Annotated in this window: 18 protein-coding genes; 1 reads left to right on the top strand and 17 read right to left on the bottom strand. The window is 39.4% G+C overall.

Annotation, left to right across the window (positions count from 1 at the left end):
- Nucleotides 1-19 precede the first annotated feature (19 nt).
- The 15 genes from paaX to KHA87_RS00640 all read right to left on the bottom strand — a co-directional run bounded on the left by paaX (nt 20) and on the right by KHA87_RS00640 (nt 14,339).
- Nucleotides 20-913, bottom strand: a complete 894-nt coding sequence (paaX, locus tag KHA87_RS00710) for a phenylacetic acid degradation operon negative regulatory protein PaaX (RefSeq protein WP_249310034.1) — start codon at nt 911-913, stop codon at nt 20-22.
- A gap of 125 nt (nt 914-1,038) precedes the next feature.
- Complete coding sequence (locus KHA87_RS00705; protein ID WP_213092213.1) at nt 1,039-2,238, bottom strand: acetyl-CoA C-acyltransferase; 1,200 nt, start codon at nt 2,236-2,238, stop codon at nt 1,039-1,041.
- Complete coding sequence (locus KHA87_RS00700) at nt 2,238-3,101, bottom strand: 3-hydroxyacyl-CoA dehydrogenase (RefSeq protein WP_213092212.1); 864 nt, start codon at nt 3,099-3,101, stop codon at nt 2,238-2,240. The genes KHA87_RS00705 and KHA87_RS00700 overlap by 1 nt, the downstream gene beginning before the upstream one ends.
- Before the next feature lie 13 nt (nt 3,102-3,114).
- Nucleotides 3,115-3,888 (bottom strand): enoyl-CoA hydratase-related protein, encoded by a 774-nt coding sequence (locus tag KHA87_RS00695; RefSeq protein ID WP_213092211.1) that lies wholly within the window; start codon nt 3,886-3,888, stop codon nt 3,115-3,117.
- Between the two features lie 13 nt (nt 3,889-3,901).
- Nucleotides 3,902-4,678 carry an enoyl-CoA hydratase/isomerase family protein gene (locus KHA87_RS00690; protein WP_213092210.1) on the bottom strand — a complete coding sequence of 259 codons (777 nt, stop codon included), beginning with the start codon at nt 4,676-4,678 and terminating at the stop codon, nt 3,902-3,904.
- Entirely contained in the window at nt 4,671-4,964 is a 294-nt protein-coding gene (locus KHA87_RS00685) for an EthD family reductase (RefSeq protein ID WP_213092209.1), read from the bottom strand. The genes KHA87_RS00690 and KHA87_RS00685 overlap by 8 nt, the downstream gene beginning before the upstream one ends.
- 101 nt (nt 4,965-5,065) lie before the next feature.
- Nucleotides 5,066-5,566, bottom strand: a complete 501-nt coding sequence (paaD, locus tag KHA87_RS00680; protein WP_481748331.1) for a 1,2-phenylacetyl-CoA epoxidase subunit PaaD — start codon at nt 5,564-5,566, stop codon at nt 5,066-5,068.
- A gap of 16 nt (nt 5,567-5,582) precedes the next feature.
- Nucleotides 5,583-6,407 (bottom strand): 1,2-phenylacetyl-CoA epoxidase subunit PaaC, encoded by an 825-nt coding sequence (gene paaC / locus KHA87_RS00675; RefSeq protein ID WP_481748330.1) that lies wholly within the window; start codon nt 6,405-6,407, stop codon nt 5,583-5,585.
- Nucleotides 6,367-6,747: a 1,2-phenylacetyl-CoA epoxidase subunit PaaB gene (paaB, locus tag KHA87_RS00670; protein ID WP_213092206.1), complete on the bottom strand. Its 381-nt coding sequence runs from the start codon at nt 6,745-6,747 to the stop codon at nt 6,367-6,369. Before paaB ends, paaC begins: the two co-directional genes overlap by 41 nt.
- A gap of 18 nt (nt 6,748-6,765) precedes the next feature.
- Complete coding sequence (paaA, locus tag KHA87_RS00665; RefSeq protein ID WP_213092205.1) at nt 6,766-7,731, bottom strand: 1,2-phenylacetyl-CoA epoxidase subunit PaaA; 966 nt, start codon at nt 7,729-7,731, stop codon at nt 6,766-6,768.
- A gap of 53 nt (nt 7,732-7,784) precedes the next feature.
- The gene (locus tag KHA87_RS00660) at nt 7,785-9,110 is read right to left on the bottom strand and encodes a phenylacetate--CoA ligase family protein (protein WP_213092204.1); all 1,326 of its coding nucleotides are present in this window, start codon (nt 9,108-9,110) and stop codon (nt 7,785-7,787) included.
- Between the two features lie 167 nt (nt 9,111-9,277).
- Nucleotides 9,278-10,660 (bottom strand): peptide MFS transporter, encoded by a 1,383-nt coding sequence (locus KHA87_RS00655; protein ID WP_213092203.1) that lies wholly within the window; start codon nt 10,658-10,660, stop codon nt 9,278-9,280.
- A gap of 415 nt (nt 10,661-11,075) precedes the next feature.
- A complete protein-coding gene (locus KHA87_RS00650; protein ID WP_213092202.1) occupies nt 11,076-13,097 on the bottom strand; it encodes a prolyl oligopeptidase family serine peptidase in 2,022 nt (673 codons plus the stop codon).
- Between the two features lie 360 nt (nt 13,098-13,457).
- Nucleotides 13,458-13,919: a flavin reductase family protein gene (locus KHA87_RS00645; protein WP_213094188.1), complete on the bottom strand. Its 462-nt coding sequence runs from the start codon at nt 13,917-13,919 to the stop codon at nt 13,458-13,460.
- Between the two features lie 33 nt (nt 13,920-13,952).
- Nucleotides 13,953-14,339, bottom strand: coding sequence for a 5-carboxymethyl-2-hydroxymuconate Delta-isomerase (locus KHA87_RS00640; RefSeq protein WP_213092201.1), 387 nt, complete (start codon nt 14,337-14,339; stop codon nt 13,953-13,955).
- 49 nt (nt 14,340-14,388) lie between these two features.
- Here KHA87_RS00640 and KHA87_RS00635 point away from each other — a divergent pair, with 49 nt between their 5' ends.
- Nucleotides 14,389-14,532, top strand: a complete 144-nt coding sequence (locus KHA87_RS00635) for a hypothetical protein (protein ID WP_213092200.1) — start codon at nt 14,389-14,391, stop codon at nt 14,530-14,532.
- A 507-nt stretch (nt 14,533-15,039) separates the two neighbouring features.
- Here the strand turns inward: KHA87_RS00635 and KHA87_RS00630 are convergent.
- Complete coding sequence (locus KHA87_RS00630; RefSeq protein WP_213092199.1) at nt 15,040-15,783, bottom strand: fumarylacetoacetate hydrolase family protein; 744 nt, start codon at nt 15,781-15,783, stop codon at nt 15,040-15,042.
- Complete coding sequence (locus KHA87_RS00625; protein ID WP_349305543.1) at nt 15,780-16,568, bottom strand: fumarylacetoacetate hydrolase family protein; 789 nt, start codon at nt 16,566-16,568, stop codon at nt 15,780-15,782. The genes KHA87_RS00630 and KHA87_RS00625 overlap by 4 nt, the downstream gene beginning before the upstream one ends.
- Nucleotides 16,569-16,636 lie beyond the last annotated feature (68 nt).

Below are 16,636 nucleotides of genomic sequence, written 5' to 3'. Positions count from 1 at the left end.
GACTGCCCCCGTTGGTGTACTAAGATTCTTCAATGATAAGTGGATGGTGAAACATATCAAATTCTTTATCCTTTAGCTTTAATTCATTACCATCTTGAAAAACGGATTCGAAGAATTGACATGCTGGTTCCGTTAGTTCACGATAATAGTCCGTAAATAAACTGGCCGCCGTACTTCCGAGCCATTTTTTCGGAAGGAGTTCCTCCGGTAATCCGGGATCGATAAATAGAAACTTTCTGTATTCATGAACCAGCTTCGTTCTTTCTACAAAGCAATCAGCTTGTGACATTTGATTTTCGGCAATTTTCTGTTTGTCTTCTAAATACTTCCTACTGTAATAATCGATAAAATCTTTATAATGTTGGTTTATGTCACTTAAATCCCAACACTCTTTCACAAGTGTTTCATTTTTCCTTGGTCCGTTATATTCTGTAATAAAATAATGAACATATTGTTTAATATCATATTTATCCATTAACATATAAACCTGTTTTGTTAAATCATTTGGGGAAATAAAGCTGCTGTTTGCAATAGAGCCAAATCCACTCCATATTAATTCTTTGCGCAGCTCATCGCGGATATTTCTTTTTTCCTCGGGAATAGAGTAAATCAGCATCCGCCACTTCCCATCCCACTTTTCCGGATTCAATTTAAATATTCGCTTTGCTGCCTCGTCCATCCTGTCAATTCCACGTTCCGTTAAGTAATAATAGCTTTTGTTCCCCTCTTTTCTGGAATCTAGCCAGCCCTGTTTGTACATTCGTGAAACAGCTGCCCTGACAGACTGTTCATTATGTCCAAATTCCTTCAGTAATCTAATTAGGCTGCCAATCCATATTTCATTGCCATAGTGGCGTATATAATCCCCATATAGGGTGAAAATCATGGATCTTGTATTTAAACTGCTGTTCATGTTTTCCTTCACTACCTTTTTAATCATAATTTACTTAATTAACTTCCTAATCATTTCGTGCTTGTATTCTATCAAACTCGAAACATTTCGACAATGAACAGCAATTTTCGAGAATCCTCATTTCTTTACATGTTTTCTACTATCGTTGCAATACCTTGACCAACTCCGATGCACATCGTTGCAAGCCCAAGTTCCGTATTCCTTCGTTTCATTTCATATAGCAAAGTGGTTAAAATCCTTGCACCGCTTGCACCTAACGGATGGCCAAATGCAATGGCGCCTCCATTAACATTTACTATGTCAGGACTTACTTCGAGCTGCTTTATACATTCGATTGATTGCGAGGCAAAGGCTTCATTCAGCTCCATTAATTGGATGTCCTTTACGTCGACTCCAGCTCTCTTTAACACCTTTCTCGTTGCAAAAATAGGTCCTAATCCCATCACAGCAGGATCGAGGCCAGCAACTGCACTATTTCGATACTTAGCTAGTGGTTTAATGCCAAGTTCCTTTGCTTTCGTCTCGCTCATTAATAATAAAGCGGCAGCCCCATCATTTACACCGGAGGAATTGCCTGCTGTGACAGTCCCTTCCTCAAATAGCGGCTTTAATTTTGCTAAGCCTTCTAAGGTTGTGCTTGGGCGAGGATGTTCATCCAAACTAACCTCGGTCTTATTGCCTTTTTTATCGGTTACTGTAACTGGTACGATTTCCTTATAAAATAACCCCTTGGCAATAGCGGCTTTCGCTTTCATTTGGCTCTCATAGGCAAATTGATCCTGTGCCTCGCGAGAAATGTTAAATCTTTTCGCAACATTTTCTGCCGTTTCTGGCATGGACTCTATTCCATACATCTCCTTTAAACGAGGATTCACAAAACGCCATCCAATTGTTGTATCATAAAGCTCCATATTTCCGCGTGGAAACTCAGATTCGGCTTTTCCCATCACAAATGGTGCCCTTGTCATACTTTCGGTTCCACCTGCAATAAAAATATCCCCGTCCCCTAAAGCGATCGCCCTTGCAGCATAATTTACCGCATCCAGCCCGGAGCCGCATAGTCGATTAATAGTCGTAGCTGCCGTTTCTACTGGCAAGCCTGCTAATAAAGCAGACATTCTTGCAACATTTCGATTATCTTCTCCCGCTTGATTGGCATTCCCAAACACTATCTCTTCAATTTCATGAACAGGAAGCTCAGGATTTCTGTCTACTAATGCTTTAATAACAATTGCTCCAAGGTCATCTGGTCTGATGCTCTTAAAAGCACCCTTATATCTTCCAATTGGTGTTCGAACGGCATCTACTATAACTACATTCTCCATTACTGATCACTCCTGCTCGCATAATCATATACGCCTCTCCCAGTCTTTCTGCCAAGGCGACCAGCTTTCACGTACTGTATAAGCAATGGAGCCGGGCGGTATTTCTCACCAAGAGTTTTATGCAAATATTGAAGATTATTAAGTCTAGTATCTAGGCCGACTAAATCCGCCAGTTCAAAAGGACCCATCGGATAATTTAGACCAAGTTTAATTGCTTTATCAATATCCTCGGGAGTACCAATTCCCTCCTGGAGCATATAAAATGCTTCATTTCCTACAAGAGCACTTATTCTGCTTGTTACAAAGCCAGGAAATTCATGGACAATTACCGTCTCTTTCCCCATTTGTTCCGCAGTCATTTTAATAATATTTGCTGTCTCATCATCTGTTTCCAAGCCTTTAACAATTTCAATTAGAGGCATTTTATGAACAGGATTAAAGAAATGCATCGCAATGACTTTATTTGGTCTTTTTGTGAAAGCCCCTAGTTCAGTTGGACTCATTGTCGAGGTATTCGATGCAAAAATACAATGTGCTGGAGCAAGATTTTCCATTCTTTCAAAGACGTCTTTCTTAATCTCTATCTTTTCCGGGACCGCTTCAATGATTAGATCCGCCTCTTGTACTGCATCTTCAAAGCTGGTCATATAGGTAAGGTTGCTTTTTGCCATTTCCATTTGTTCGTGGGTTATTTTATTCCGCTCTATTCCTTTGGCAAAAATCTTTTCAATTTGTGCCTGCGCATTGGATAGCGCATCTTCCATCACATCAAAGAGCTTCACTGTAAACCCGCTAATGGCAGCTGTATAGGCTATTCCCCTTCCCATAACACCGGAGCCGATAACTGCAATTTGTTGAATCAACCGATACTCCTCCTTATTCCCCTTTAAAATGAGGCTTCCGCTTTTCCAGAAACGCTGCTATCCCTTCTTTATGGTCGATCGTTTGTCCTGCAATTTTTTGAGCATATGCTTCCTTTTCCAGCATTTCATAAAGATTCGATTCCCAGCTCTGATACATATAACGCTTAATTAAACCAATTGTTTTTGTTGGCATATTAGCTAACCTTATTGCAAAGTTTTCCACCTCTGGTTCCCAATTCTCTACTGGGATAACCGAAGTTACAAGACCAAATTCCTTAGCTGTCTCAGCTGATATCTTCTCCCCTAAAATGGAAAGCTCCAACGCTTTTGCGTGACCAACCATTCTTGGCAGATAATAAAAGTTTCCTGAATCCGGTACCAGTCCAACATGAATGAAGGCTTCTATGAAGCTGGCTTTCGTTGAAGCTAACCTAAAATCACAGGCAAGTGCCAGGCTCATTCCAGCACCAGCAGCTGTTCCATTTACAGCTGCAATAATTGGCTTTTCTGTTGACGCCAACTGTCTGATCATTGGATTATAATATTTCCGGATGTGGTCTCCATAATCTGTATCGACGTCCACATCTTGAAGATCCTGGCCGGAACAGAATGCTCTGCCTGCCCCAGTAATCACTATTGCCCTCACTTCAGCATCACCTGCTGCTAGTTTGACAGACCTCGTAATTTCTTCTTTCATCTTTCCGTTAAATGCGTTTAATTTATCCGGACGATTCATGGTGATCCATGCTATGTGATTTCTTACTTCGTAAAGTATTGTCTCAAACATCCTTACCCCACCTTTATTGTCCCTTGAAATTTGGCTTTCTCTTTTCCATAAACGCATTCATACCTTCCTTTTGATCCTCGGAGGCAAAGAGCAAATAAAAATTTTTTCTTTCCAATTGCATTCCTTCATAGACGGAATAATCTACTGCCTTCGAGACGGACTCTTTGATCAGCCGAAGGGAAAGTGGAGGCTTATTTGCAAGCATTTCAGCATATCTGATCGTTTCCTCCATTAATACTTCCTTTGGAAAAACCTTATTTACAACACCAAAATGGGCAGCCTCCGAAGCAGTCATCATTTCTCCAGACCAAAGCCATTCCAATGCTTTCGTTTTTCCCATAAGTTTCGTAAGTCTTTGTGTTCCACCAGCTCCCGGCATAACGGCTAAATTAACCTCGGGAAATCCAAATTTTGAATCCTCTGCGGCAAATAACAAATCACAGGCGAGGGCTAGCTCAAATCCACCTCCAAGGGCAAACCCATGCACGGCACAAATTACAGGCTTTTTAATGAAGGTAAGACGGTCCCACTCGGCAAATTGATTCAATAGTTCCAGACTAATGGGATTATCTGCAGCCATTTCTTCAATATCTGCCCCAGCCGCGAATGCCCTGCCATATCCGTATAAAATAATTACACGAATATGATTTTTTTGTTCAAAACTCTCCATGGCCTGAACAATTTCATGGACCATTTTGCGATTTAAGGCATTCAATACCTCGGGACGATTTAGAATAATCAAGCCAAGCTGATTTTTCTCCTCCACTTGTATGAATTCGTAATCAGCCATTTACTTCTTCACCAAACATAAATGTAACTAGATCACCTGCAAAAGACATAACATCCTTGCCTGATGCTTTTGACTCCTCTGTTTTCGATGCCTCCTTAAACGCTTCCTTGCTGTCATAATACATTTCACACATCAAATAGTAAGGACTTGAACCAGTCATCTTGGTAATTTCTACTTTTCTAAGTCCCGGTATTTTTTCAGTCAATGGAATATGAGTTTCAAAATAATAATGGTCAAATTTCTCCGTGTCCTCAGGCTTTTTAAATAGTGCGATCATTTTATACATATGCATACATCCTCTCCAATTTTTTAGATTGCTATTTTCGTATATATAGCGCTTATCCAATATTGATAAGTCATTGTTACAGATATTTTTTTCTTCAAAATTTACATTAAATTTGATATTGGCTTCATTGCCTCAAATGGATTTTTGCAGCTTTTACAATATAAAATACTTCTGCAGGCAGTTGGGCCAAATATGTTTTCCATCGTTGTATAATGAGATCCGCAATATGGGCATTCCACATCCCACATCGCTGCCTCCTCCAAAAATACCGGAGGCGGAGCTATACCAAATTTCTTTAAATTTACTTTGCCATTCTCAGAAATTCTATCTGAGGTCCAAGGAGGATCAAGGACAAATTCTACTTCTACATTCGTAATGTTTTCCACCTTCTCAATGGCTTCCATTATGTTTTTCTTTATTATTTCTAGCGCCGGACAGCCTACAAAGGTCGGTAATGCCTTGATTTTCACCGTTCCCTCAGGCGCTACGAATACATCCTCAATCATCCCAAGATCTATCACACTTACTGAGGGTATTTCAGGATCTGTAACACTCTCCAATGCTGATAAAACTTTCTTTTGTAATGTTTCTAGCACATCCACTACTCCCTCACCTTTCCTACCACGCTGCTTGCGGGTCGAGATTATAAACCTCACTAAGAACGGCTAATGCCTGGTCCAAATCTTTCGTATGTTCGCCCGAACGACCATCCCCTTTTTTCGCATTCGGAAATCCCGGATATACCAAGTCATTTTGCTCAAAGATTTGTTTCATTTCCGCTTCCCATTTTTCCTTAAAAAGCTGCTCTTCTTCTATTAAATTATATTTTGAAAAGTCCAGGCTATGTGTCCCATAGGAAAGTACTCCGGCAAATTCATCCCATACCTTTTGAATTGCTGCTTGCATTCTTGTTTTTGCTTCTCCACCGCTTTGAACGAGCTGGTTAAACCATACTCTCCAATGCAGTATATGATAAAATTGCTCCATCTTAATTTTTGTAGCTGCCTGCGCTAATGGCAGATAGGATGATTGCTTAAGAGATTCCAATTTTAGTTTTTTGTATACATCATAGAAATAGTGTCTGACGACTGTAAACGCCCAATCATAGCTTGGGTTCTCCAGATAAGACCCGCTACCATTCATCAGCTCCAGCAAGATGGCATTTTTTCTTTCCGATCCCTTTCTTCCATGGGCAAGCTCATCTGCCAGCCCTTCGCCCAGTGCCTCAAGCAATTCATAGTACATTACTGCATGCCCCATGGTTGCCTGGTTAATCGATGCATACGCAATGTCTTCTTCTATATGCGGAGCTAATCCCAGCCATTCCGAACCTCGAAAGGAAAGGATAAAGTCATCGTCTGCCAACTGATATAAGAGCTCTATTAAGGCAGTCTTATATTCATTATTTTGAATTGCTTCTTCTGGTGTTGTGATTTGGACCACGTTGTTCCCCTCCCCATGACATGATTTCCTTCTCATCTAATACCTGCTGCTCATATTTGCGCCATTTCTTCTTCAAATATCCATAGCCTTTTGTTAGTCGATATTCCTTGTTATCTAACCGTTCTAATGCCTTTTTTTCCTCTGGCTTCAATTTCGATATATCGGATCTCTTCACAACCCAAATATCTACTACCGGCTCTCTTCGCATAAAATTTTCCTGTGCCATAACAAGTGCCATTTCATCGTTAGGAGCAAGCAAACTAAATTGATGCTGAAAATCAGATTTATGATTCCTTTTACTAAACACTTCAAAAACATGGTAAAAATCTGCGTTCTGCAAAAAAATCTCATCCTTTCCTTAAATTGCGTTACTTGTCTTTCCTAATGCCTCACGAACCCAGCGGCTATTTTCAAAAGCCATTCTTCTAAGTTGCAATCTTGACTGTGATTTAGGACCTTTATTAGAAATAATCTTTTTAAATTCCGCCCAATCTGGCTGCTGATAGATCCATTTCCCCTGCTCCTCATCAAAATACATCGTTTCGTCTGGCAATTTAAAGCCTAGCGCCAATACTCTAGGAACATATTTTGTAAAAAAATCCTGGCGTAATTGTTCATTTGTTTTCGTTCGGATTTTGTATTTAATGGTTGTATCTTGCTTAGAGGAACCTGTTGTTTCCGAGCTTGCAGGACCAAAGAACATTAATAAGGATGTCCACCAGCGGTCTAACGCTTCCTGCAGCATCTCTCTTTGTTGTTCCGAACCCTCTGCTAATGCCATAATGATGGATTCACCATGTTGGGCATGAAATACCTCTTCGGCACAAATGCGCTGTAAGGCACGAGCATATGGACCATAAGAAGCTTGAAGCATATTTGTTTGTGTCATGATCGCCGCTCCATCGACAAGCCAGGCAATAATACCGGCATCCGCCCAAGTTGGAGCCTCCATGTGAAAGACGTTGTGGAATTTTAAATCACCATTCAAAAGATCCTCCATAATGTCCTCTCTGTTTTTTCCCAATGGTTCAATAAGGTCCTCCACTACTCTAAGCAACAGCTGTCCATGTCCCATCTCATCCTGTACCTTTGCCATTATCCCGAGTTTTTTCCTTAAGGATGGAGCTTTTGGAACCCATTCCTTTTCCGGAAGCGCTCCCATAATCTCACTAATACCATGCATGGAAATAAGTTTAACTAGCACCATTCGGTATTCATCCGGCATCCAGTCATCTGCCTCAATTTTCTCCCCGTTTTCAATTCGCTCCATAAACTGCTCCAGCTTTTCAGCCTCTGTCAATTTGGAAAAATCGACTGTACTCATGTCTATCCCCTTTCTTCTTTTCACGATCTATTTTCGATTACAATGTTGTTATTTTATTTATTTACTTCCTGTTTACGATGATCTATTATTCTAACCGCCTTACCTTCTGAACGCTGAATGCTTTTTGGAGGCAGTAAAACAACCTTCATCGTGACATAACAATAAGATTTCATTTTTTCCTGAATTTCTGCTTTTAAGGTTTGTATAATGGGAGAGTTAACATTCTGAGATGTTGTGTGATATAGATCTTCTTTTATTTCTACATGCAGTTCTACTTCGTCTAATGAGGATGTTCTATGAAGATGTAATTGATAATGTGGTGCCAGTTCTTTTATTTGAATCAAATGATGTTCTATTTCAGATGGAAAAACATTGACTCCTCGAACAATGATCATATCGTCAATGCGCCCCTTTACCCGAGACATTCGGACAGTGGTCCTTCCGCATATGCATTTCGTTTTGGTTAAAGATGCAATGTCGCCTGTTCTATATCGAATTACTGGAAGCGCTTCCTTTTTAAGGCTTGTAAAAACTAATTCACCTACAGTCCCCTCAGGAACTGGCTCTAGACTTACAGGGTCAATTACTTCTACTAAAAAATGGTCTTCTGCAATATGTAAACCATCTTGACCATGGCTGCATTCGATCGCAACCCCAGGTCCAACTACTTCACTTAGACCGTATATATCACATGCTTTGATATCAAAAAGGTCTTCCAATGTATGTCTCATCTCATCGGACCAAGGCTCCGCACCGAAAATTCCATATTTTAATGAGGTTATTCGTGGATTCTTCCCCATTTCCAGCATTCTTTCTCCAATATTCAAGGCATAGGATGGGGTGGAACAAAGTATGGTTGGTTTAAAATCCTCTATGATGGAAATTTGCCTTTCTGTGTTTCCACCTGAGATAGGAATAACTGCTGTGCCTAATTCTTCCCCGCCAAAATGCAACCCAAGACCGCCTGTAAATAAACCATAGCCGTATGCATTTTGGAGAATATCCTCCGGACCTCCTCCAGCAATTGTGATTGCTCTCGCTACAATGGTAGCCCAATCCTTAATATCCTGCTTCGTATAGCCAACAACGGTGGGTTTTCCACTAGTTCCCGACGAGGCATGAAAGCGAACAATATCCTTTGTATCTGCTGCAAAGAGGCCGAATGGATAATTTGCCCTCAAATCGCTCTTCGTTGTAAACGGCAATTTTTCCAAATCATCTAAGGTTTTAATGCTACTTGGGTGTATATTTTTTTCTTGAAGCTTGTTACGGTAAAACGGAACACGTTCATATACTCTGTCAATCGTTTTTTGCAAATCATGAAGCTGCTGTTCTTCAATGGTAGACCTCTCTGCAGTTTCAATCCCATGCAAAATCATCTAATTCCTCCTCGTCCGTTTCATTAATATGACGTATTTTTTCCGTCTATTCATTTTCCCGTCATATTTAATTATAGAATACGACCTTATAGTTGAATTGTCAATTTGATTCAGAAAATTCAAGTACCTATTTATGACAAAAAAAAACCGGAGAATTTCTCTCCGGTTTAATCCATCATTTTTACAAGTTTTCTGGAGAAACCTAATAAAATTATACCAAATACAATTGTCACACATCCAATTAGTCCGAACACTTGCAAGTATCCTAAACTTTCCGTGAAGCTTCCTAATTGACCTGCTAAAATATTTGCAATACCAGAACTTGCTAGCCATACACCCATTAATAATGAAGCATATTTTATTGGAGCTATTTTACTTACTGTTGATAATCCAACTGGTGAAAGGAACAATTCACCGACTGTATGGAACAAATAAGTAACAACAATAAATAATAAGTTTGCTTTATTGACAATATGATGTTCGTTACTACCTGTTTGCATGATTGCCAATAATAGAACCAAATAGCCCACACCAAGAAGGATCATACCAAGTCCCATTTTAGTTGGAACGGCCATATCACCGCGTTTTGATCTGGATAGTTTAATCCAAAACGCAGAGACAATTGGTGCAAGGACAACGATAAATAATGGGTTTACAGATTGGAACCATGATGTTGGAATTCCGAATCCAAACACGTCCCGATTTACGAATTTATCCGTGTAAACAGTTAATGCACCACCAGCTTGTTCAAAGCCTGCCCAGAAGAAAATAACGAATACTGTAAGAATGATGACAACAGCAGTTCTTTGTCTTTCCTTTTTGGTTAATGGAGCTTTAACTTTTTCTCCACCAGTAGTTTCATTTGGTTTTCCAACCGGCTTCTTACCGATATCTCCTAAATAACGATTTCCTAAAAGATTAAATAGAAGTTGACCGATTACCATTCCAATGGCAGAAGCCAAGAATCCATATTTATATCCATAAGCAATAACACCATTATTATGAACTGCAAAAAGCTTATCTGTGATTAAACCAATAATTAATGGTGAGAAGAAGGCACCAACGTTAATCCCCATATAGAAAATCGTAAATGCAGGATCTCGGCGTGGATCATCTTTCTCATATAGTTCTCCAACAATAGTAGAGATATTTGGTTTAAAAAATCCATTCCCAATAATCAGAATAATTAGACCGATATAAACACCGACTTCTGTATGAAAGCCGAACAGTACGAGGTTTCCAATTGCCATCGTAATACCGCCTAGCGTAATCGCTAATCGCTGACCTAAGAAACGGTCTGATAGCCACCCACCAATTAAAGGTGTTAAATATACCGCACCAGTAAAGAATCCATAGAGTGCTAAAGCAAAGCTTTCGTTCATTCCCAAACCGCCGTTAACAAGCGATTTTGTCAAGTATAGAACGAGAATAGCTCTCATACCGTAATAACTAAAGCGCTCCCACATTTCTGTTAAAAACAACAAATATAGACCGGGTGGATGTTTTTTGCGCGACTTGGAATCTAGATCTTTTTTCATTGATGCTTCCATAATTCCGCTCCCCTCAAAAAATTATTTTAATATAGAATTAGCATAATTTATAAACAATTAAACAGTCAATAATATGGCCAGAAATAGAAAGATTAACAATTTTTTTAATAGGGCAATTAATGAAAAATAATCTCCACAAGCCTTAATATAGTTTGTTTTTGCATATATTTACATGGAATATTATAACTATATTTCAACAAAAAATATTTTACTAAAATAATTTTTACTCTATTTTAAATCTTCCCTCTCATCATAAGATTAATGGAATAATTTACTTTCTCACTTTTCACTCAAAATGCCATATTCATTTGTTTCCATATGTAATCTTCTCCAAATACATGCTTTTTATTACTAGATTTCTATGTAGTTTTTTCATACAAAAAAGCCTTGAGTTAAAACTCAAGGCTTTTTTATTTTATTGTAGCTCTTTATCTAAAAATGCATAAAAATCGACCCATTCATCGATTAATTTGGTTGTTGGCTTCCCAAGACCATGTCCTGCTTTTGCTTCAAGTCGAAGAAGAATTGTGGATTCTTTATCCGCTTTTTCAAGCAGAGTTGCTGCAAATTTTTTGGCGTGAGCAGGGACAACACGATCATCGCTTTCTGCCGTGGCAATCAAAACAGGCGGATATTTTTGTCCTTCTTTTATATTATGAAGCGGTGAATATGCATATAGGAATGGGAATTGTTCTGGATTTTCCGCATTTCCATACTCTGGCACCCAATATCGTCCACTGGTGAATTTGTGGTAGCGAAGCATGTCAATTACCGGAACTCGACAAATAACAGCTCCATACAGATCAGGTCTTTGCACCATACATGCCGCTACTAATAAACCACCATTAGAACCTCCCATGATGGAGAGCTTCTCTTTACATGTATAACCGCTATTAATTAACCATTCCCCTGCAGCGATGAAGTCATCGAATACATTTTGCTTATTTTCAAGCATTCCAGCTTTGTGCCATTCTTCCCCATATTCTGTTCCACCGCGAAGATTCGCAACCGCATACACTCCGCCTTTTTCTATCCAACGCAAAATAGCTGGATTAAACGAAGGTGTCATGCTGATATTGAAGCCGCCATATCCATATAAAATAACTGGATTTTGACCATTTAACTCCAGCTCTTTATGATAAGTAAGAAACATCGGAACCTTTGTACCATCCTTGGAAGTATAAAAAATTTGCTTTGTTTCATATAAAGTAATATCCATTTCTAGCTGAGTTTCCGAGAAAATCTCCAGTTTATTTTCAACAAGTCTATATTTGTAGACGGTGGTTGGGCTTAAGAATGAGGTCATACCAAAATAAATTTCATCATCCTTACTGGAGCCTGTAATATTGGTTAAGGAACCAATAACCGGAATAGATATTTCATTTACATAGGATCCATCTACTTTATATACATGGAGCTGGTGATGTGCATCATGAAGCATTGCTATAACAAAGTGATCCTTTACATATTTAACAGCATCCATTACATCCTTCTGCTCTGATAAAACTTCCGTCCAGTTTGCTTTTTCGGGGTTCGATATATTTATGGAAATGATTCTTCCATTCGGTGCATCTAAGTTTGTTTTAAAATAAAAGGTATCTCCTACATTCGTAATATATAAATATTCGGCATCCTGTTTATCTAATAGGCGTGTAAAATCATGATCAGAACCTAGCTTTTTGATATAAAAGCGATTTTCTGTTGCGGTTCCAAGATTAACATGAAGGCAGAGGTATTGTTCATCATCACTTACAAAAGCACTAAACATCAGCTCCTTATCCTCCGGCTGCTCATGGATTAGCTGATCCTCCTCTTGAGATGTACCGAGCTTATGAAAGTATACCTTATTAAAATTGCTTTCATCTTCCTTGCTTACCGTTCCAGGCTCAGGAAAACGGCTGTAATAAAATCCAGTATGGTCAGGTGCCCAGGCAATTCCTGTAAATTTCACATATTGGATATGATCAGGTTGTTTTTCTCCACTTGTAATGTCTATAATATGAAGCTCCTGCCAATCGCTTCCATGTTTGGAGGTAGCATAAGCTATATACCTACCATCTTCACTGAAGGAATAATTGGTCATTGCTACCGTACCGTCTTCACTTAGCGTATTAGGATCGATAAGAACCGATTCCTTGCCGCCTTCTTTCATATACAAGACAGCTTGATTTTGCAAACCATCATTTTTTTGATAAAACAAACGATTTTTCACTTTTTTCGGAACAAAAAATTTAGGATAATTCCAGAGCTCAGTTAATCTCTCTCTATCCTTTTCACGTGTTGTGGTTTCCTCGAAGTAAGCATCACACTGCTCAGACATCCAGTTGCCCCATTCTTTCGTCTCCGCTAAATCCGGATCCTCCAGCCACCGATATGGGTCTGCAACCTTTGTGCCATGAAAATCTTCTACAATATTACTTTTTTTTATAGTTAACAATTATTTTTTCCCCCAATGTCTTTATTCTTCTTTATTCTTATTTCGCCGTTCGAAATAGGAATTCCTTTATGAAATTTGAAAATTCCAACACCTTCATTTATGAAAAAAAGAGATTCCTATGAAATCTCCTTCGGTTCATTTATTTAGTTTAATATTAATTAAGGCTCTTTTCGTAAATTTTGTGCTTTTGGAACTTAATTAGGTTCATTCGCTAAGTTTCGCAAATGTTCTTACGAAAAGATGCCACGAAGCATTTAGTTATAAGGCTTGATGAACTTATACGAAAAGCAACACGTTAAAATCGGCTTTTGGATTTTAAACAATCTATGCGAAAATAGCCTTTATTAAAAATAACCATTATTAATTGACTAGATTTCTATATTTCCCTTCAAAAAATGCTAATGGTTCACCATCTTTCACAACAATATCGATAACCTCACCGATATATAACGTGTGATCGCCTGCCTGGTAAGAAGCATGTACTTTACACGTAATATTGGCCATTGAATCAGGAACCACTGGAATGTCTTGCATCCAGTCAAAATCAATCATTCGCTTTTCCTTCAACTGTCCTGCGAAATACATGGACATATCCTGCTGATCTTTTGTCAAAATACTAATGCCAAAATTTCCAGACTCCTGAATAAGCCGATTCATATTTGCTTTTTCTCCAATGGAGATGAGAACAAGCTTCGGGTTAAGAGAAACAGACATAAAAGCATTTGCTGTCATGCCATGCACTTGATTATTCACTGATGTAGTGATAATCGTTACTCCTGTTGCAAACTTCCCCATTGCATCACGAAATGTACGATCATCCATTTTATGGGCCTCCTTTAATGCATTCATGTTCTGTTACCTCCTATATCGATTATGAATATTATTGTGTTTATAAGTGCCTGCTTCACTAAATTCAACTAGTTCCATAGACAGGGCCAGATAGCGGGTTTCAAACAACTCTTGAAAATGATCCTTTATTACCTCGAATAATTCATCACATACTTGCCTTTTCACTTCCTCTGTTCTACCTGCACCGATTTTTAACATTGCATGCACAAATGCATCATCTTCCGTACCATCCGCTACTCTGTAATCTTGCAGTTCAATGGCTCTTGAGCGGATACCGCCAATAGGAAAAATAGAATCATAGGAAATTAATACATTATTAATCTTTTCAAGAAGAGATGGAATATCAGCATCCGGTTTCAGGTTACCGGTATATTCAAGTATAAAATGCGGCATGATATCCTCCTTTGCTTGTATTTTGTGATTTGCTGGATGTTGGTCTGGGTTGGCGGGACTATGGTTCAATCCCGCGGGATTATTGTCCTCTGGCGGAATTATCCGTCGGTCTCGCGGGATTATTCGCCGTTTTGGCGGAATTTTCCGCTGGTTTCGCGGGATTATTCGCTGTTTCGGCGGAATTATTCGCTGATTTCGCGGGATTAATCACTGGTTTCGCTGATTATCCTCGGTTTCGTGGGATTATCCTCTGTTTCGGCGGAATTTTCCGCTGATTTCGAGGAATTACTCTCGGTTTCGGCGGAGTTTTCCGCTGGTTTCACTGATTATCCTCGGTTTCGCGGTATTACCCTCGGTTTTGGCGGAATTTTCCGCTGATTTCGCGGGATTATCCTCGGTTTCGCGGAATTTTCCGCCGGTCTCGCGGAATTATTCGCGGTTTCGGCGGAATTATTCGCTGATCTCGCGGGATTATTCGCTGTTTCGGCGGAATTATCCGCTGATTTCGCGGGATTATCCTTGGTTTCGGCGGAATTTTCCGCTGGTCTCGTGGAATCCCCATCCATTTCGTCGCAATCTCCCTTAATTTTACCTAATCATACGCTAATTCCAAGGAAATGCCGAAACCAATTTCAGAGATTCATGTTATAAATTCACTTAATTCATAATACTTTTATCTATCAATAATCTTAGCTAATCATCAATCTGATCCCACTATGGTATTTACCAATCTGCCTATCCCTTCAATCTCTGTAATAACCTCGTCTCCAATTGCTGTATCTACGGAGCCCTTCGGTGTTCCAGTCAGAATAATGTCACCGCGATTTAGAGTCATAAAACTGCTTAAGTATTCCACTAAATCCGGGATACTAAAGATCATATCCTTTGTATTGCCTTCTTGAACGAGTTTCCCATTTACGTATGTTTTTAATTCTAAGTTCATAGGGTCATCAATATCTTCTGCATCCACCGCCCAAGGACCAATCGGTGTACATGTATCACGATTCTTTACTTTTAAATTAGGACGGTAATAGTTCTCCAAGTAATCACGAATGGCATAATCATTCGCACCGGTATATCCGCTGATATACTCATACGCATTTTCCCTGCTTATGTTCTTCGCCGTTTTACCAATAATAACGGCTAGCTCGCATTCATAATGCATATAAGTGGCATCAGCAGGTCTAACAGTGTAGCCACGGTGTCCAATAAAAGTATTGGGTCCTTTTAGAAAGACAAGTGGTTCGGATGGTGCCTTGAAGTCCAGCTCTGCAGCATGATCAGCGTAGTTTAGCCCCAGTGCAAAGACTGTCTTCGGTTCAACCGGAGGAAGCCACATGACCTCTTCCTCCTTCACCATCTTCCCGTTATCCAGTTGGAGGAAGCCATTTTTTTCAGTAGCATGATGAATTAATCCACCGTATACTACTCTAGCCCGTTTCATAGCTTCACCCCCGCTGTCAGCTCTGTTTCTTTTACAATCGTATTTTCTAAGCTGCCAATTCCTTCGATTTCAATACGAACGTGGTCTCCAGCACTTGCTAGTGGGGGATTTTCCGGGACACCCACAAGCAAAATATCCCCCTTGTGGAATGTCATAAATTCAGTAACTTCTGAAATCAATCGAGACACAGACCTTATTAAATTTACCGTTGAATTCTCTTGTTTTAGCTGATTATTGATAAATACTTTAATAGTAAGTGCGTCCGGATTTATTCCCTTTTTCTCTACAATCCATGGACCTACTGGGCAAAATCCATCTCTCGCTTTATATTTCACCGCTGGACGGTATACACTTTCATGTGGAATGGTTACGTCATTGATAATCGTATATCCTTCTACATATTCTAATGCTTGTGCTTCGCTTACTCGAGTGGCAGTGCGTCCAAATACAACGGCAAGAGCGGCTCCCATTTCCAGTTGCAACTCGCCTTCTGGAATTGGAATTGGCATACCAAAGCTAGTAATGGTATTGATTGGTTTTATATAAAGAATAGGAGCTTTCGGAGGATTATTATAAGGAGCTTCCTTCACTATATCACCAAGATTTTCCAGTTCCCCTTTATAGTTTAATAGAGTTCCATAAATGGTTCCTGATACAGGTGCATCCCATAGAAGCTTCTGTACTTCATAGCTTTCACCTTCCAGATGGAGAATATTCCCCCCCATATTTGCTTCACCCGCATGGATAAGGTGTGAACCTTTTAATTTAAATATAACTTTGGACACGGAATCACTCCTTCAGTCAAAAAATGAATAAAGGTGGAATGTAAAAAGTTAATATCCCCTAGATGCGA

This window comes from Bacillus sp. FJAT-49736 (assembly GCF_018343615.1).
Taxonomy (GTDB): Bacteria; Bacillota; Bacilli; order Bacillales; family Bacillaceae_C; genus Margalitia.
The sequence above is the reverse complement of the archived record's forward strand: the minus strand, read 5'-3'. Positions and strand labels throughout refer to the sequence as shown.